The sequence below is a fragment of the Bradyrhizobium sp. 930_D9_N1_4 genome (assembly GCF_052076015.1).
Classification (GTDB): Bacteria; Pseudomonadota; Alphaproteobacteria; order Rhizobiales; family Xanthobacteraceae; genus Bradyrhizobium.
On sequence record NZ_CP197236.1, the window covers coordinates 2,238,820 to 2,255,119 of the forward strand.

General features: G+C 64.0%; 13 protein-coding genes. 6 read left to right on the forward strand and 7 right to left on the reverse strand.

All coding sequences use genetic code 11. The features are described from left to right. Positions 1–4 precede the first annotated feature (4 nt). From AB7532_RS10425 to AB7532_RS10450, 6 genes are all read right to left on the reverse strand, one after another. On the reverse strand, positions 5–1,810 hold the full coding sequence (locus AB7532_RS10425) for a gamma-glutamyltransferase family protein (protein WP_441234704.1): 1,806 nt from the start codon (positions 1,808–1,810) through the stop codon (positions 5–7). An 87-nt stretch (positions 1,811–1,897) separates the two neighbouring features. Next, positions 1,898–2,887: an ABC transporter ATP-binding protein gene (locus tag AB7532_RS10430; RefSeq protein ID WP_441234705.1), complete on the reverse strand. Its 990-nt coding sequence runs from the start codon at positions 2,885–2,887 to the stop codon at positions 1,898–1,900. After that, on the reverse strand, positions 2,884–3,870 hold the full coding sequence (locus AB7532_RS10435; protein ID WP_441234706.1) for an ABC transporter ATP-binding protein: 987 nt from the start codon (positions 3,868–3,870) through the stop codon (positions 2,884–2,886). The genes AB7532_RS10430 and AB7532_RS10435 overlap by 4 nt, the downstream gene beginning before the upstream one ends. Positions 3,871–3,898: 28 nt before the next feature. Beyond that, positions 3,899–4,867 carry an ABC transporter permease gene (locus AB7532_RS10440; RefSeq protein WP_441234707.1) on the reverse strand — a complete coding sequence of 323 codons (969 nt, stop codon included), beginning with the start codon at positions 4,865–4,867 and terminating at the stop codon, positions 3,899–3,901. Positions 4,868–4,877: 10 nt separating this feature from the next. After that, entirely contained in the window at positions 4,878–5,858 is a 981-nt protein-coding gene (locus AB7532_RS10445) for an ABC transporter permease (protein WP_441234708.1), read from the reverse strand. Positions 5,859–5,962: 104 nt separating this feature from the next. Continuing rightward, entirely contained in the window at positions 5,963–7,558 is a 1,596-nt protein-coding gene (locus tag AB7532_RS10450) for an ABC transporter substrate-binding protein (RefSeq protein WP_441234709.1), read from the reverse strand. 295 nt (positions 7,559–7,853) lie between these two features. On the opposite strand from AB7532_RS10450, the gene AB7532_RS10455 reads away from it, so the two are divergent. The 6 genes from AB7532_RS10455 (at position 7,854) to AB7532_RS10480 (ending at position 15,700) form a co-directional block, all read left to right on the forward strand. After that, the gene (locus AB7532_RS10455) at positions 7,854–8,111 is read left to right on the forward strand and encodes a DUF6489 family protein (RefSeq protein WP_212081149.1); all 258 of its coding nucleotides are present in this window, start codon (positions 7,854–7,856) and stop codon (positions 8,109–8,111) included. Then, positions 8,111–8,911 carry an esterase/lipase family protein gene (locus tag AB7532_RS10460; protein ID WP_441234710.1) on the forward strand — a complete coding sequence of 267 codons (801 nt, stop codon included), beginning with the start codon at positions 8,111–8,113 and terminating at the stop codon, positions 8,909–8,911. Before AB7532_RS10455 ends, AB7532_RS10460 begins: the two co-directional genes overlap by 1 nt. Before the next feature lie 46 nt (positions 8,912–8,957). After that, on the forward strand, positions 8,958–10,508 hold the full coding sequence (locus tag AB7532_RS10465) for a wax ester/triacylglycerol synthase family O-acyltransferase (protein ID WP_441234711.1): 1,551 nt from the start codon (positions 8,958–8,960) through the stop codon (positions 10,506–10,508). 21 nt (positions 10,509–10,529) lie between these two features. Then, positions 10,530–11,525 (forward strand): alpha/beta fold hydrolase, encoded by a 996-nt coding sequence (locus tag AB7532_RS10470; RefSeq protein ID WP_441239237.1) that lies wholly within the window; start codon positions 10,530–10,532, stop codon positions 11,523–11,525. A gap of 139 nt (positions 11,526–11,664) precedes the next feature. Next, positions 11,665–14,901, forward strand: coding sequence for a bifunctional cytochrome P450/NADPH--P450 reductase (locus AB7532_RS10475; protein WP_441234712.1), 3,237 nt, complete (start codon positions 11,665–11,667; stop codon positions 14,899–14,901). A 124-nt stretch (positions 14,902–15,025) separates the two neighbouring features. Next, entirely contained in the window at positions 15,026–15,700 is a 675-nt protein-coding gene (locus AB7532_RS10480; RefSeq protein WP_441234713.1) for a spermidine synthase, read from the forward strand. A 61-nt stretch (positions 15,701–15,761) separates the two neighbouring features. On the opposite strand, the gene AB7532_RS10485 is transcribed toward AB7532_RS10480, so the two are convergent. Beyond that, on the reverse strand, positions 15,762–16,226 hold the full coding sequence (locus tag AB7532_RS10485) for a nuclear transport factor 2 family protein (protein ID WP_441234714.1): 465 nt from the start codon (positions 16,224–16,226) through the stop codon (positions 15,762–15,764). Between the last annotated feature and the right edge of the window lie 74 nt (positions 16,227–16,300).

Sequence of the window (16,300 nt, forward strand, 5' to 3'; positions counted from 1 at the left end):
GCCTCTAGCGTCCTGCCGCGTAGCCCTGCATGCCGCGCGGGTTGGCGGCGGCGCGGCGGCGGCGACCTACGCGCGAGGCCGCGGTGAGGCGTCCTTCGGACCAGTCGGGGCCGACCTCCACGATGTGCCCGCGCTCGCGCAAATTCTCGATCGTCGCCTTGGGCACGCGATTCTCGACCACGAGCACGCCGGGACGCGCGGTGCGCGGCCAGAACGAGATCGGGAAATGTTCGGAGTGCCAAGCCGGCGCGTCGATCGCCTCCTGGAGATTGTGACCGCAATGAACGTGACGCAGGAAAAACTGTGTGATCCACTGGTCCTGCTGGTCGCCGCCGGGCGAGCCCCAGGCGAGATACGGTTCACCGTCGCGCAGCGCCATGGTCGGCGACAGCGTCGTGCGCGGACGCTTGCCCGGCGCGAGTGAACCGGGTTGGTTCTCCTCCAGATCGAACATTTGTGCGCGGCTGCCGAGGCAGAAACCGAGCTCCGGAATGACAGGCGAGGATTGCAGCCAGCCGCCCGACGGCGTCGAGGACACCATGTTGCCGGCCTTGTCGATGATGTCGAAATGCACGGTGTCGCCGCGCACCTCGCCGAAGCGCCCTACGGTTGGTTCGCCGGCGCCGAGCGCGCCAACAGCCTCGCGTTGGCCTTCAGCGCGACGCAGCTTGACCACGCCGCCAAGGCCCTCGACCTCGCCAGGCCGGAGATCGAGCGAAGCCTTCTCGGTCACGAGCTTGCGGCGTTCGTCATTATAGGCATCCGACAGCAACGTCGTGATCGGGATCTCGCTGAACTTGGGATCGCCGTAGAATTTTTCGCGGTCGGCGAACGCCAGCTTGGCGCATTCGATCTGGAGATGGATGAATTCGGGACCGGTGGGATCGAGACCGTCGAGCGCAAAACCTTTCAGCAATGCGAGCTGTTGCAGCGTCACAGGACCCTGGCTCCAGACGCCGGCCTTGCAGACGGTGTAGCGGCCGTAATCGTAGGTCAGCGGCGCCTCGATGGTCGGCTGCCAGCGCGCCATGTCGTCGGCCGAGAGCACGCCGCGATGCGGCGAGCCGCTGACGTCCATCACCTCTTGTGTCCGGCAGAACTTGTCGATGGCTTCGGCAACGAAGCCCTGCGACCAGGACTTTCGCGCGCGCTCGATCTCGGCATCGCGACCGCCCCCGCCGCTCTCGGCTTCGTTGAGGATCCGTGTGTAGGTTGCGGCCAGCGTCTTGTTGGTGAAGAGCGTGCCGGGCTTCGGGACCTCGCCGTTCGGCAGATAGATCGCAGCCGAAGTCGGCCAGTGCTTGCGGAACAATTGCTCCACGGTCTGGATCGTGGCGCAGGCGCGCTCGACCAGCGGATAGCCGTCGCGCGCGTAGGAAATCGCGGGCTCCAGCACGTCGCGCACGCGCATCGTGCCGTAGTCGCGCAGCAGCATCATCCAGGATTCGAACGTGCCGGGGACGCAAGCCGCGAGCAGGCCGGTGCCGGGCACCATGTCGAGGCCTTCGCTCTTGTAGTGCGCGATGGTGGCGCGCGCCGGGGCGGGGCCCTGGCCGCAGATCACCTCGGTGCGGCCGCGTTTCACGTCATGCACGATCACAGGTACGTCGCCGCCCGGGCCGTTCAGATGCGGTTCGACCACCTGGAGCGTAAAGGCGGTGGCGACGCCGGCATCGAAGGCGTTGCCGCCCTTTTCGAGGATGGCCATGCCGACGGCGGTCGCGATCCAGTGTGTGGTCGCGACGACCCCGAAGGTGCCCTCGATCTCGGGGCGCGTCGTGAACGGATCGGGATTGACATTACTGGCCATGGAACTTCGCTACCTTGTTTATCGCGCGGGCAATTGATCACAGGCGATGCCGCGCCGCCAATGCGCAGGCCGCATGGCACGCGCGCGTCACGCCGGGACCGGCGCGGTCTTCACGGCGTGGCAGGCGACGCCGTCGATCAGTTCAGGAGCTTCCTTGCGGCAGAGATCGAACACCAGCGGGCAGCGCGGATTGAAGGCGCAACCGGGCGGCGGATTGATCGGGTTGGGGATCTCGCCTTTCACCGGAATGCGCTGGCGGCCAGACATGGCGAGGTCAGGCACTGCGCCAAGCAGCATCTTGGTGTAGGGCATGCGGGGACGGGCGAACAGCTCGCGGCCTTCCGCGATCTCGACGATGCGGCCGAGATACATCACGCCGACGCGGCTCGCCATGTGGCGGACCACGGCGAGGTTGTGGCTGATGAACATGTAGGTCAGGCCGAACTTGTCCTGGAGATCGCGCATCAAATTGAGGATCTGCGCCTGCACGGAGACGTCGAGCGCCGAGGTCGGCTCGTCGCAGACGATGAACTCGGCGTCGGAGGCGAGTGCGCGCGCAATCGCAATGCGCTGGCGCTGGCCGCCGGAGAATTCGTGTGGAAATTTCAGTCGGTCGTCGGGATGCAGGCCGACGAGGCTGAGTAGTTCGCCGACCCGAGCCTGGATGTCGCGCTCGCCCTGGATCAGGTCGAAGGCGCGGATCGGTTCGGAGATGATGGCATCGACGCGGAAGCGCGGGTTCAGGCTCGCGTAGGGATCCTGAAAGATCATCTGGATGCGGCGGCGCAGCTTGCGCCGTGCCGGCGCCTGCCGCGGGTCGGTCATCGAGACGCCGTCGATCAGGACGTCGCCGGAGCTCGGCGGCAACAGGCCGACGACCATCCGTGCCACCGTGGTCTTGCCCGAGCCGGACTCGCCGACCAGGGCAAAAGTCTCACCCTTCCTGATGTCGAAGGTCACGCCGTCGACGGCCTTGAGATATTCGAGATGACCACCTTCGAGCACGCGGTTGAGCCAGGGTTTCGAGACGTCGAAGACGCGGCGCAGATTGGTGGCCTGGACGAAGGGCGCGTTCATGCCGCGCTCTCCGCCGGCACGCTGTCGTAGAGATGGCAGGCGACCGATTGCGCGCCGCGCGGCAGCGGCTCCGGCCGTTCCACGCGGCAGCGGTCGAACGCGGATGCGCAGCGCGGATTGAACGAGCAGCCGCGGGGGATTGCCGACAGCCGTGGCATCGAGCCGGGGATCTGCACGAGGCGCTTGTCGTCGCCTGCGAGCGTCGGGATCGCGCCCATCAGGCCTTTTGCATAGGGATGCAGCGGATTTCTCACGACGTCCTGGACGGGGCCGATCTCGGCGATGCGCCCGGCATACATCACTGCGACGCGTTCCGAGGCCTCCGCGATCACGCCCATGTCGTGGGTCACCAGCATGACCGCGGTGCCGTGGTCGCGGCCAAGCCGCTTGATCAGGGAGATGATCTGCGCCTGCACGGAGACGTCGAGCGCGGTGGTCGGCTCGTCCGCGATGATCAATTCGGGCTCGGCACAGATCGCGAGCGCGATCACCACGCGCTGGCGCATGCCGCCGGAGAATTCGTGGGGATAGCCGTCGATGCGCTTCTCCGGCGCCGGGATGCCGACTTCGGCAAGCAGGTCGATGGCGCGGCGGCGCGCGGCCGTCTCGGACAGATTGAGATGGGTCCGGATCGTCTCGACGATCTGGTCGCCGATCCTGTACAGCGGGTTGAGCGAGGTGAGCGGGTCCTGGAAGATCATGCCGATGCGTTTGCCGCGGACGCGGCGCATTTCCTCAGGCGGCAGATTGTCGATGCGCAGGCCGGCGAGACGGATCTCGCCGCCCGCAATGCGGCCGGGCGGATCGATCAGGCCGATCACCGCGAGGCCGGTGACGGACTTGCCGGCGCCGGATTCGCCGACGACTCCCAGCACCTCACCCTTGGCGATGTCGAAGGAGACGTCGTCGATCGCGCGCAGCGTGCCGCGGCGGGAGGTGAACTCCACCTGAAGGCTGCGTACGGAGAGGATGGGATCGGTCATAGGCGACGCATATTCATCGAAAGCTCGCTCATCGAAGTTTTGGATTGAGAGCGTCGCGCAGCCAGTCGCCGAGCAGGTTGATCGACAAGATCAGTGCGGCGAGCGCGATTCCGGGGAAGGCGACGATCCACCATTCGCCCGCGAACAGATAATTGTTGCCGATGCGGATCAGCGTGCCGAGCGACGGCATGGTATCGGGCAGGCCGACGCCGAGGAAGGACAGCGTTGCTTCCGTGATGATGGCCAGCGCGAGGTTGATAGTGGCGATGACCAGGATAGGGCCCATCGTGTTCGGCAGCACGTGACGGAACATGATTTTCGGTGCGGGCAGGCCGATCAGCTGCGCGGCGGCCACATAGTCCTTGTTCTTCTCGACCATCACGGAGCTGCGCACCGTACGGGCATACCCGACCCAGAAACTCAGGCCGATCGAGACCACCAGCACCACCAGCATGCTGGTGGCATCCAGCCGGTTGCCGAGGATCGATTTGGCGATGCCGTTGACCAGCAGCGCGATCAGGATGGCGGGGAAGGTGAGCTGCACGTCGGCGATCCGCATGATCACGCCATCGACCGCGCCCCCGAAATAACCGGCGATCAGGCCTAGGGCGATGCCGAGCGCGCCTGCGAAGATCACGCCGGCCACGCCGACGGCGAGCGAGATGCGCATGCCGTAAAGGATGGCGGAGAACACGTCGCGGCCCTGCTCGTCGGTACCGAGCAGGAACGGGCTCTGGCCGTCGGCGGTCCAGATCGGCGAAATACGCGAATTCATCAATTGGAGTTGCGCCGGATCGAACGGGTTCTGGACCGCGAGCCAGGACGCAAAGATTGCGAGCAGGAAGAACAGCACGGTGATGGCCGCCGCCACCATGGTCAGCCTGGAGCGGCGAAACGAATAGAAGACGTCGCTGTCGAGCGCGCGGCTGAGCCAGCTGCGAGCATGCGCCGGCGACGCGCTCGGTTTGCCGGAATTGGAGACGACTGTGTCGGACATGCAGGCTGCCTTATGTGGCGCGGCCGACAGTCGAGCGCAGGCGCGGATCGACCACGGTGTAGAGGATGTCGACCACCAGATTGATGGTCACGAAGATTAGCGAGACCATCAGCAGGTAGGCGGCCATGATCGGAATATCGACGTTTTGCACGGCCTGCACGAACAGAATCCCCATGCCCGGCCACTGGAACACGGTTTCGGTGATGATCGAAAATGCAATAACCGAGCCAAATTGCAGTCCGGCCACCGTGATCACGGGAATGAGCGTGTTCTTCAGCGCGTGGCCGAAATGGATGGCGCGGGTGGTCAGTCCCCTCGCGCGGGCGAAGCGGATATAGTCGGTCCGCATCACCTCCAGCATCTCGGCGCGAACCAGTCGCATGATCAGCGTCATCTGGAACAGGCCGAGCGTGATCGAGGGCATGATCAAGGCCTTCAACCCGGACAGTGTGAGCAGGCCTGTGGTCCACCAACCGAGCTTGACCACCTCGCCCCGGCCGAACGAGGGCAACCAGCCCAATGTCACCGCGAACAAATAGATCAGGAGAATGCCGATCAGGAAAGTCGGCAGCGAGATGCCGATCAGCGAGACCGCCTGGAATAACTTGGCGAGCACGGTGTCGCGCCTCAGCGCCGAATAGACGCCCATCAGGATGCCGAGCACCATGGCAAACACGGTCGCGCAGATCGCGAGTTCGAGTGTTGCGGGCATCCGCTCCATCAACAGCGCCGAGACCGGTTGGCGGAACTGATAGGAGACGCCAAACTTGAACTGCGCGGCATTGCCGAAATAACGCACGAACTGCACCGGCACGGGATCGTCGAGGCCGAGCGACTTGCGCACGGCCTCGCGTTCGGCCGCCGGCGTGTCGATCGAGACGATCTGGTTAACGGGGTCGCCTGCGAAGCGGAACATCGAGAACGCGATGATACCGACGGCGAACATGACGCCGATGGCCTGAAGGGCGCGGCGAAGAGTGAAAGCGAGCATGCCTTCCACTATCCTTGGGTGTGCGTTTGGTCGACGTCGTTGTCAGCCTGAAAAGGAAAGGTCCCGGAAGCCTGACGCTGCCGGGACCTCGTGTTGAACGAACGCTATTCCTTTTTGGTCGCCCAGTGGAACATGACCAGATTGTCGGCGCGCTGCGGCAGGTTCACCTTCTTCGATACGCCCCAGGCCAGCGCCTGCTGGTGCAGCGGGATGTAGGCCCAGTCCTTGATGCTGATCTCGTAGGCCTGCTTGATCATCTGATTGCGCTTGTTGGTATCGGCTTCGACCAGCACCTTGTCCGTGAGAGCGTCGAACTCCTTATTGCAGTAGCCGCCGAGATTGGCTTCGCCACGGGATGATTTCGCATCGTCGCGGCAGCCCATGATGTCATTCATCACGTTGTGCGAGTCCATCGTGCTCGGCGTCCAGCCCAGCATGAAGAACGAGGTCTGGTAGCCGCCCTGCTTCAGCACCTTGGCGAAGTACTGCGCTTTCGGCTGTGCCAGCAGATTGATCTTGACGCCGATGCGGGCAAGCATGCCGACCACGGCCTGGCAGATCGCGGCGTCATTGACGTAGCGATCGTTCGGGCAATCCATGGTGACCTCGAAGCCATCGGGATAGCCGGCCTCGGTCAGCAGCTTCTTGGCGCCGTCAGGGTCGAATTTCGGCCGCGTAAAGTCCTTGGACAGTGCGAACAATTCGGGAGCGATCATCAGTGCCGACGGCGTCGACAGCCCGCGCATGACGCGCGTCTTGATCAGCTCGATGTCGATTGCCTTGTAGAAGGCTTCGCGGACCTTGACGTCCTTGAACGGATTCTTGCCCTTGATGTTGGAGTAGAGCAACTCGTCGCGAACCGTGTCGAAGCCGATGAAGATGGTTCGGAGCTCAGGCGCCTTCAGTACCTGCGCGTTCGGGCTCGAATCGACGCGGGTGATATCCTGGATCGGTACCGGCTCGATGACATCGACCTCGCCCGAGAGCAGCGCGGCGACGCGGGTTGCGTCGGATGCGATCGGGGTGAAGATGATCTCCTTCAGGTTACCTTCCATCTTGCCCCAGTAATTGGGGTTGGCCTTGAACACGGTCTTCACGCCGGGCTGATGGCTTTCGATGATGAAGGGACCGGTGCCGTTCTCGTTCAGCGAGGCGTAGCTCGGCGAGGTCGCGGACACAGGCGTCGGCTCGACGGCCTTGTTCTCCTCGGCCCACTTCTTGTCCATGATGTACCAGACGTCCCAGGACGAATGCAGGATCGGATTGGGCGAGGGCAGGATGAAATCGACCGTGTAGTCGTCGACCTTGACGACCTTGACGTTGGGCGCGAGACGGGTCTGCATGTTGGAGTTTTTATTGCGGACACGGTCGGCCGAGAACAGCACGTCGTCGGCGGTGAAGGGGTCGCCGTTGTGGAACTTCACGCCCTTGCGCAAATGGAAGCGCCAGCGGGTCGGCTCCGGAGTTTCCCAGCTTTCTGCCAGCGCCGGGATGATCTTGAGGTCCTTGTCGCGCGCGGTCAGGCCTTGATAGACGTGGCCGAGATGGGCGTGGGTCGTGGACTCGTTCAGCGAGTAGGGGTCGAGCGACTTCAGGTCACCCTGGTTGGCATAACGCAGCGTCTGGCTCGACGCCGGCGAAACCGTAACCGCAAGCATACCGGCGAGCGTCGCCGCAAACAGAGTTCGACCGACTGACATTCTTGACCCTCTCCACTCTGCCGCGCCGTGATTTTTGATTGTTCGGCCGGCGACCCAATCCATGTTGCCCAGAGTTCTCGACCCGTGCAAGCGCCATTCCAGCAAGGAACGCGCCAAGTTGCGCCGCTGTGCAGCAATGCTGCCCGGTGATCCCTGGGGCGAGAGGCGGATTTTGATTGACCATATCCGCCGATCGCGGAAACCGGCGCCCGGCCACCCGCCTCAGGTCGCTTGCGTTGCACACCGTGTCGCGGCGATACTGTGTGACGCCGCTCGAATCTCATCCGGAGGGGACATGAAAGTTAATATCGAAATAGACTGCACCCCCCTCGAGGCCCGCCAGTTCTTCGGACTCCCCGACGTGATGCCGATGCAGACTGCCGTCATGGACAAGCTGCAGCAGCAGATGATGTCCAACATCGACAAGGTCTCGCCGGAATCGCTGATCCAGAGCTGGTTCACCTTCGATCCGAAGATCGCCGAGCGGTTTCAGGACATGTTCGTCACCATGGCCGGCCTCGGCGGCTCTCGCAGCAGCGACAAGAAGAAGTAATGTCGCCCGCGCCGGACGGGCCGCAGGCGCCGGGCCGGCTTCGTCCGCCGAGCCTTGGTCTGTTGCTTGCCGAGGCCCGCAGCCTGTTTGAATTCAACGCCAGCGTGATGCTGTCGCCGCTCCTGATGCGCGCGCCGAAAGGCGACGGCCATCCGGTGCTGGCACTGCCGGGCTTTCTCGCCAGCGACCTCTCGATGGCGCCGATGCGGCGCTATCTCGGCGCACTTGGCTATGAGGCGCATGCCTGGCGGATGGGCCGCAATCTCGGTGGTCTCGGGCGGATGCGGGAGGCCCTGCGCACGCGCCTTGCGGAAATCCACGCCGCGAGCGGGCGCAAGGTCAGCCTGGTCGGATGGAGCCTCGGCGGCGTCTACGCCCGCGATCTCGCACTGCAGGCGCCCGAGATGGTCCGCTACGTCGTCACGCTCGGCAGCCCGTTTGCCAATGATGTGCGGGCGACCAACGCCACGCGGCTCTATGAAGCGCTGTCCGGCGAGCGGGTCGAGGACTTTGCCGAATTGCGCGAGGCGATCGCCGGCGATCTTCCGGTGCCGGCGACGTCGGTCTATTCGCGCGCCGATGGTGTCGTGAACTGGCGGACCTGTCTCTTGCGTCCCTCCGACCGCGCCGAGAACATCGAGGTGCATCTGGCGAGCCATATCGGGCTCGGCGTGAACCCCGCGGCGCTGTGGGCCGTGGCGGACCGCCTGGCGCAACCGGAGGGGGAATTCTGGCCATTTGACCGGGCAGGGCCGTTTGCCATTGCATATGCCCCGCCGGAACAGGCAGTATCGGCCTGACGAGAAGCGCCGGCAAAGGCGCCCGTCAAAATTAGCGGAGGGAACTATGGCTGACGGTAAAAAGCTGTCGTCGCTGGACGCATCATTTCTCTATCTGGAAACGCCGGAGATGCCGATGCATGTCGGCAGCATGGCGATCTTTCGCCTGCCTGACGACTACAAGGGCGACTTCTTCGAAGACTTCAAGGCGATGATCGTCTCGCGCCTGCATATCGCGCCGATCCTCAAAGCACGCCTGGAGAAGGCGCCGCTCGACATCGATCATCCCTCGTGGGTCGAGGACGACCAGTTCGATATCGACCGTCATATCTTCCGCGCCAGCCTGCCGCAGCCGCGCGACCGCGCCACGCTCGAGCGCATCGTCGGCTGGATGCACGCCAAGCTCCTGAACCGCGCCCGCCCGCTCTGGGAGTTCTACGTCTTCGAGGGCATGAAGGACAACGAGGTCGGGCTCTATTCCAAGATGCACCATGCCGCCATCGACGGCGGCGCGGGTGCGGCGCTGACCAACATGATCTACGACATCTCGCCGGTCCCGCGCCAGGTCGACCCGCCGGCGGCAGGGAGCAAGCCCGGTCAGGAGCCGCGCGACATCGCGGCGAACCTGCTCGATTCCTATCAGCAGCTCTTCACTCAGCCGCTCGATGCGTCGGCCGCGGCGAAGAACCTGCAACTGCCGCGCACCGGCAAGAGCGACATCGGCTCGATCCTGTTCGACAATGCGATGTACCAGATCGAGAGCGCGGTGCGCTTCGCCGGCAACATCCCGACCATGGTCAAGAGCGTCTCCGAGGTGCTCGGCAAGGTCTCCGATCCCAAGTCGCGGGAGAGCCTCGCCAGCATGGTGTCGCCACCCACCATGCTCAACAAGACGATCTCCTCGGAGCGAAGCTTTGCCGGCGTGTCGATCTCGCTGTCGCGCTCCAAGGCGCTGGCGAAGCTCGCCGGCGGCAAGCTCAACGATGTGGTGCTCGCGCTCGCCTCCGGCGTGGTCCGGCGCTATCTCAAGGAATACGCCACGCTGCCGGCGAAATCGCTGACCGCGGCGGTGCCGATCTCGCTGCGCGAGGAGGGCAACACCGAGGCCAACAACCAGGTCTTCGGCATGATCTGCGCGATCGCGACCAACATTGACGATCCCAAGGCGCGGCTGGAAGCCATCATCGCGCAATCGACCAAGTCCAAGGAGATGTCGCATCCCCTGCGCGCGCTGATGCCCCAGGTCTCCAACATCTCGATGCTGGGCGCGCCGATCATGGTGCAGATCCTGGCGCTGCTCTACAGCCGCTCCAATCTGTCGGACGTGCTGCCGCCGGCGGCCAACATCACGGTGTCCAACGTGCCGGGACCGCGGCAGACGCTCTATGCCGCCGGCGCCGAGTTGCTGCATATCTTCCCGGTCTCGATCTCGACCCACGGGCAGGCGCTCAACATCACCGTGCAGAGCTATCGGGACCAGCTCGATTTCGGCTTCATTGTCGGCGCCAACATCATTCCGCATGTGCAGGTGATGTGCGACATGCTGCCGGAGGAGTTTGCCGCGCTCGAAGCGGCCTATGCGCCGCCCGCAGCCGACATCAAGGGCGCGGCAGAATAAGAAGCTTGCAGGAAGCGTATGATGATTGAAATGCCGCCGCTCAAGTTCGCGCAGACGAACGGAATCCGCATGGGCTATTACGAGGCGGGCCCGGTCACGGACACGCCGCCGGTCGTGCTGTGCCATGGCTGGCCCGAGCTCGCCTTCTCCTGGCGCCACCAGATCAAGGCGCTGAGCGAAGCCGGCATCCGCGTCATCGCGCCGGACCAGCGCGGTTATGGCGTGTCGGACCGGCCCGAGCCGGTCGAGGCCTATGACATGGAGCAGCTGACCGGCGATCTCGTCGGGCTGCTCGATCATTTGAAGATCGACAAGGCGATCTTCGTCGGCCACGACTGGGGCGGCTTCGTCGTCTGGCAGATGCCGCTGCGCCATCCCGCGCGCGTCGCCGGCGTGGTCGGCGTCAACACCCCGCATTGGGATCGCGCGCCGATCGACCCGGTCGCGCTGTTCCGCCAGCGCTTCGGCGACCAGATGTACATCGTCCAGTTCCAGGATCCCGCGCGCGAGCCGGACAGGATCTTCGGCAGCCGCGTCGAGCAGACGTTTGACGCCTTCATGCGCAAGCCGCTGGCGCGGCCGGCAGAGAAATCGGCTGAGCCGCCGATCGCGGGCGTCCGCGCTTCGTCGAAAACCAATCTGGCTTTCCCGCAAATGATTGCGGCCTATGATGCAAGGCACGATCCGCGTACGCCAATCCTGTCGGCCGACGAGAAGAAGGTGTTCGTCGACACCTTCACGAAAACCGGCTTCACGGGCGGCATCAACTGGTATCGCAATTTCACCCGCAATTGGGAGCGCGCGAAGGGATTGGATCACAACATCCACGTGCCTTCGCTGATGATCATGGCCGAGAACGATGCGGTGCTGCCGCCCTCCGCGGCGGACGGCATGGAGAAGCTGGTCGCTGACCTCGAGAAGTATCTCGTGAAGGACAGCGGCCATTGGACGCAGCAAGAGAAGCCGGAGGAGGTCAGTGCCAAGCTGATCGAATGGCGTAGAAGGCGGTTTGGCTAATTCGTCACTTGCAAACTCGTCATTGCGAGGCGCGAAGCGACGAAGCAATCCAGATCTGTAACCGCGGATAAATTTTCTGGATTGCTTCGCTTCGCTCGCAATGACGGCAGAAAAGATCGAGGCAGGGGAAGCACTTTTAATGTCATCGAAGAACCGTCTGGACCCGATCCCGCAGCCGCCGACCAAACCTGTCGTCGGCAACATGCTGTCGCTGGACTCGGCAGCGCCCGTGCAGCATTTGACACGGCTGGCCAAGGAGCTCGGCCCGATCTTCTGGCTCGACATGATGGGCTCGCCGATCGTCGTCGTCTCCGGCCACGATCTCGTCGACGAGCTCTCCGACGAGAAGCGCTTCGACAAGACGGTGCGCGGCGCGCTGCGGCGCGTGCGCGCGGTGGGCGGCGACGGCCTGTTCACGGCGGACACCAGGGAACCGAACTGGAGCAAGGCGCATAACATTCTGCTCCAGCCCTTCGGCAACCGCGCGATGCAGTCCTACCACCCGAGCATGGTCGACATCGCCGAGCAGCTCGTCAGCAAATGGGACCGGCTCAACGCCGACGACGAGATCGACGTCGTCCACGACATGACGGCGCTGACGCTTGATACGATCGGTCTGTGCGGTTTCGAGTACCGCTTCAATTCGTTCTACCGGGGTGATTATCACCCCTTCGTCGAGTCGCTCGTGCGCTCGCTCGAAACCATCATGATGACCCGCGGCCTGCCGCTCGAGCAGCTCTGGATGCAGAAGCGGCGCAAGACCATGGGCGAAGACGTCGCCTTCATGAACAAGATGGTGGACGAAATCATCGCCGAGCGGCGCAAGAACGCGGATGCGCTCGACGACAAGAAGGACATGCTCGCCGCGATGATGACGGGCGTCGACCGCTCGACCGGCGAGCAGCTCGACGACGTCAACATCCGCTACCAGATCAACACGTTCCTGATCGCCGGCCACGAGACCACCAGCGGCTTGTTGTCGTGCACGATCTATGCGCTGCTCAAGCACCCGGACATTCTCAAGAAGGCGTATGACGAGGTCGATCGCGTCCTCGGTCCCAACGTCGATGCGAAGCCGACCTACCAGCAGGTGACGCAGCTCACCTACATCACGCAGATCTTGAAGGAGTCGCTGCGGCTGTGGCCGCCGGCGCCGGCCTACGGCATCTCGCCGCTGAACGACGAGACCATTGGCGGCGGCAAGTACAAGCTCCGGAAAGGCACGTTCACCACCATCCTGGTGACGGCGCTGCATCGCGATCCCTCGGTTTGGGGTCCGAACCCGGATGCCTTCGATCCCGAGAATTTCAGCAAGGAAGCCGAGGCCAAGCGGCCGATCAATGCCTGGAAGCCGTTCGGCAACGGCCAGCGCGCCTGCATCGGCCGCGGCTTCGCCATGCACGAGGCCGCGCTCGCGCTCGGCATGATCCTCCAGCGCTTCAAGCTGATCGACCATCAGCGTTACCAGATGCATTTGAAGGAAACGCTGACGATGAAGCCGGAAGGCTTCAAGATCAAGGTGCGGCCGCGCGTCGATCGCGAGCGCGGCGCCTATGGCGGGCCTGTGGCAACGGCGTCTTCGGGGCCAAGGGCGCCGCGCCAGCCGACCACGCGGCCCGGCCATAACACGCCGATGCTGGTGCTCTACGGCTCCAATCTCGGCACCGCCGAGGAGCTTGCAACGCGCATGGCCGACCTTGCCGAGATCAACGGCTTCGCCGTGCATCTCGGGCCGCTCGACGATTACGTCGGCAAGCTGCCGCATGATGGCGGCGTGCTGATCATCTGCGCTTCCTATAACGGTGCGCCGCCGGACAATGCGTCGCAATTCGTCAAGTGGCTCGGCGAGGACCTGCCGAAAGATGCCTTTGCCAATGTCCGCTACGCCGTGTTCGGCTGCGGCAACAGCGACTGGGCCGCGACCTATCAATCAGTGCCGCGCTTCATCGACGAGCAATTGTCGAAGCATGGCGCACGCGCGATCTATCCGCGCGGCGAGGGCGATGCGCGCAGCGATCTCGACGGCCAGTTCCAGAAATGGTTCCCGGCCGCGGCTCAGGTCGCCACCAAGGAGTTCGGCATCGACTGGAATTTCACCCGCACCGCCGAGGACGATCCGCTCTACGCGATCGAGCCCGTCGCGGTGACCGCCGTCAACACCATCGTGGCCCAGGGCGGTGCTGTCGCGATGAAGGTGCTGGCCAATGACGAGCTTCAGAACAAGTCCGGCGCCAATCCGTCGGAGCGCTCGACGCGCCACATCGAGGTGCAACTGCCGTCGAACATCACCTATCGCGTCGGCGATCATCTGAGCGTCGTTCCGCGCAACGACCCGACGCTGGTGGACTCGGTTGCCCGCCGCTTCGGCTTTCTGCCGGCGGACCAGATCAGGCTTCAGGTCTCCGAGGGTCGCCGCGCGCAATTGCCGGTCGGCAATGCCGTGTCGGTCGGCCGCCTGCTCAGCGAGTTCGTCGAGCTGCAACAGGTGGCGACGCGGAAGCAGATCCAGATCATGGCCGAGCACACCCGCTGCCCGGTCACCAAGCCTAAGCTGCTCGCTTTCGTGGGTGAAGAGGCCGAGCCGCTCGAGCGCTACCGCGGCGAAATTCTGGCCAGGCGCAAATCGGTATTCGACATGCTGCTCGAATATCCGGCTTGCGAGCTGCCGTTCCACGTCTATCTGGAAATGCTCTCGCTGCTGGCGCCGCGCTATTACTCGATCTCGTCGTCGCCGTCGGTCGATCCGTCCCGTTGCAGCGTCACGGTCGGCGTGGTCGAGGGGCCGGCGGCCTCCGGGCGCGGTACCTACAAGGGCATCTGCTCGAACTATCTCGCCAACCGGCGATCGGGCGATGCGATCTACGCCACCGTGCGCGAGACCAAGGCCGGCTTCCGGCTCCCGGATGATGCGTCTGTGCCTGTTATCATGATCGGCCCGGGCACGGGACTGGCGCCGTTCCGCGGCTTTCTCCAGGAGCGCGCGGCGCGCAAAGCCACAGGCGCTGCGCTCGGTCCGGCCATGCTGTTCTTCGGTTGCCGCCATCCCGACCAGGATTTTCTGTACGCGGACGAGCTGAAGACCTTGGCGGCCAGCGGCATCACCGAGCTGTTCACGGCGTTCTCGCGCGCGGATGGACCGAAGACCTATGTGCAGCACGTCCTCGCCGCGCAGAAGGACACGGTCTGGCCGCTGATCGAGCAGGGCGCGATCATCTATGTCTGCGGCGACGGCAGCAAGATGGAGCCGGACGTGAAGGCCGCGCTGGTCGCGATCCATCGCGAGAAGACCGGCAGCGATGCGGCCGCGAGCGCGCGCTGGATCGACGAGATGGGTGCAAAGAACCGGTATGTGCTGGACGTCTGGGCGGGCGGGTAGCCCTGAACCATAGGGTGGATTAGCGAAGCGTAATCCACCGCTTCTGCTCCAACGGAAAGCAAAGAGGTGGGTTACGCCTTCGGCTAACCCACCCTACGAATTGCGATCATGCTAAACGTCTCCCATGATTCCCTGGGAAAAACTCGACACCGCCAAGATCCCCGGCTCCGACGAAGAGCTTCGCCTGATGCGGCGCGGCAAGGAGTTCTCCATCAAGCTCGGCACCAATGAGCTGATGAACAACCGCCTGTCGGGCTCGGAAGCCGCACTCGCAACGCTTGCCGCGAAGCAGATCGAGACGGTCGCCAAACCGGTCGTCCTCATCGGCGGCCTCGGCATGGGCTTTACCTTGCGTGCGGCGCTCACCGTGCTCGGGAGCAAGGCGAAAATCGTGGTCTCCGAGTTGGTGCCGTCCGTGGTTGCCTGGGCGCGCGGCCCGATGGCGGAGGTCTTCGGCGATAGTCTCGATGATGCCAGGGTGAGCATCCGCGAGATCGACGTCGGCGAAGTCATCCGTGCCAAGAGTTCGGCCTTCGACGCCATTCTGCTCGACGTCGACAATGGGCCGGAGGGGCTGACCCGCAAAGGCAATGATGCGCTCTACAGTGCGAGCGGGCTGACGGCGGCGAAGACGGCGCTGCGGCCGGGCGGCGTGCTCGCCGTCTGGTCGTCGGGACCCAATCCCGCCTTCACCAAGCGCATCGGGCGCGCCGGCTTCGAGGTCAACGAGGTCAACGTCCGCGCCATGGGCAAAGGCGGCGGTGCGCGTCATGTGATCTGGATGGCGAAGAAAAAATAGGCTTCGCCGCGGCAAGGTGGTCCCGGATTGCGCTGCGCTCCATCCGGGCTACGCCGCCGCGCTAGAACATCGTGTTGCTGTTCGCCGGGTTTTCCGGGATGGGCTGAACGGCGTCCCAGTGCTCGACGATCTTGCCGTTCTCCAGCTTGAAGATGTCGACAATCGCATTGCCTCTCGTTCCGGGCTCGCGAACCGCGTGAACGTGCAGGATGACGAAGTCGCCATCCACGAAGCTGCGCTTGATCTCGCTGTGCGAGTTCGGAAATTTTTCACGCAGGAATCCGATGAACTTCCGGAAGCCGTCGGGACCGTCTGCGGCGTTTGGATTGTGCTGGACATAACGGTTGCCGACATAGGCAAGGGCTGCATCGACGTCCTTCTGGTTGAGGCCCTTCTCGTAGAAGGCAAGAACGGCGGCGCGATTGGCCTCCTCCTGAGCGCTGCCAGCGATCGCGGCGCCGCCTCCGAAGGACAGCAAGAGAATGGAGGCCGCAATCATTGCGACAGGGCGGACGATGAGATGCATGTGAGCTCCGAGAGGCCGCAGCCTCTGTGCTGCGATTGAGGGAGACTTGTATAGCCTTGGTGTCGGCCCGCGTT

Coding starts and splice junctions, on each gene's coding strand:
- AB7532_RS10450 (WP_441234709.1), bottom strand. CDS start 7,558: ATGTCAGTCGGTCGAACTCTGTTTGCGGCGACGCTCGCCGGTATGCTT.
- AB7532_RS10435 (WP_441234706.1), bottom strand. CDS start 3,870: ATGACCGATCCCATCCTCTCCGTACGCAGCCTTCAGGTGGAGTTCACC.
- AB7532_RS10475 (WP_441234712.1), top strand. CDS start 11,665: ATGTCATCGAAGAACCGTCTGGACCCGATCCCGCAGCCGCCGACCAAA.
- AB7532_RS10430 (WP_441234705.1), bottom strand. CDS start 2,887: ATGAACGCGCCCTTCGTCCAGGCCACCAATCTGCGCCGCGTCTTCGAC.
- AB7532_RS10480 (WP_441234713.1), top strand. CDS start 15,026: ATGATTCCCTGGGAAAAACTCGACACCGCCAAGATCCCCGGCTCCGAC.
- AB7532_RS10445 (WP_441234708.1), bottom strand. CDS start 5,858: ATGCTCGCTTTCACTCTTCGCCGCGCCCTTCAGGCCATCGGCGTCATG.
- AB7532_RS10460 (WP_441234710.1), top strand. CDS start 8,111: ATGTCGCCCGCGCCGGACGGGCCGCAGGCGCCGGGCCGGCTTCGTCCG.
- AB7532_RS10455 (WP_212081149.1), top strand. CDS start 7,854: ATGAAAGTTAATATCGAAATAGACTGCACCCCCCTCGAGGCCCGCCAG.
- AB7532_RS10465 (WP_441234711.1), top strand. CDS start 8,958: ATGGCTGACGGTAAAAAGCTGTCGTCGCTGGACGCATCATTTCTCTAT.
- AB7532_RS10440 (WP_441234707.1), bottom strand. CDS start 4,867: ATGTCCGACACAGTCGTCTCCAATTCCGGCAAACCGAGCGCGTCGCCG.
- AB7532_RS10485 (WP_441234714.1), bottom strand. CDS start 16,226: ATGCATCTCATCGTCCGCCCTGTCGCAATGATTGCGGCCTCCATTCTC.
- AB7532_RS10470 (WP_441239237.1), top strand. CDS start 10,530: ATGATTGAAATGCCGCCGCTCAAGTTCGCGCAGACGAACGGAATCCGC.
- AB7532_RS10425 (WP_441234704.1), bottom strand. CDS start 1,810: ATGGCCAGTAATGTCAATCCCGATCCGTTCACGACGCGCCCCGAGATC.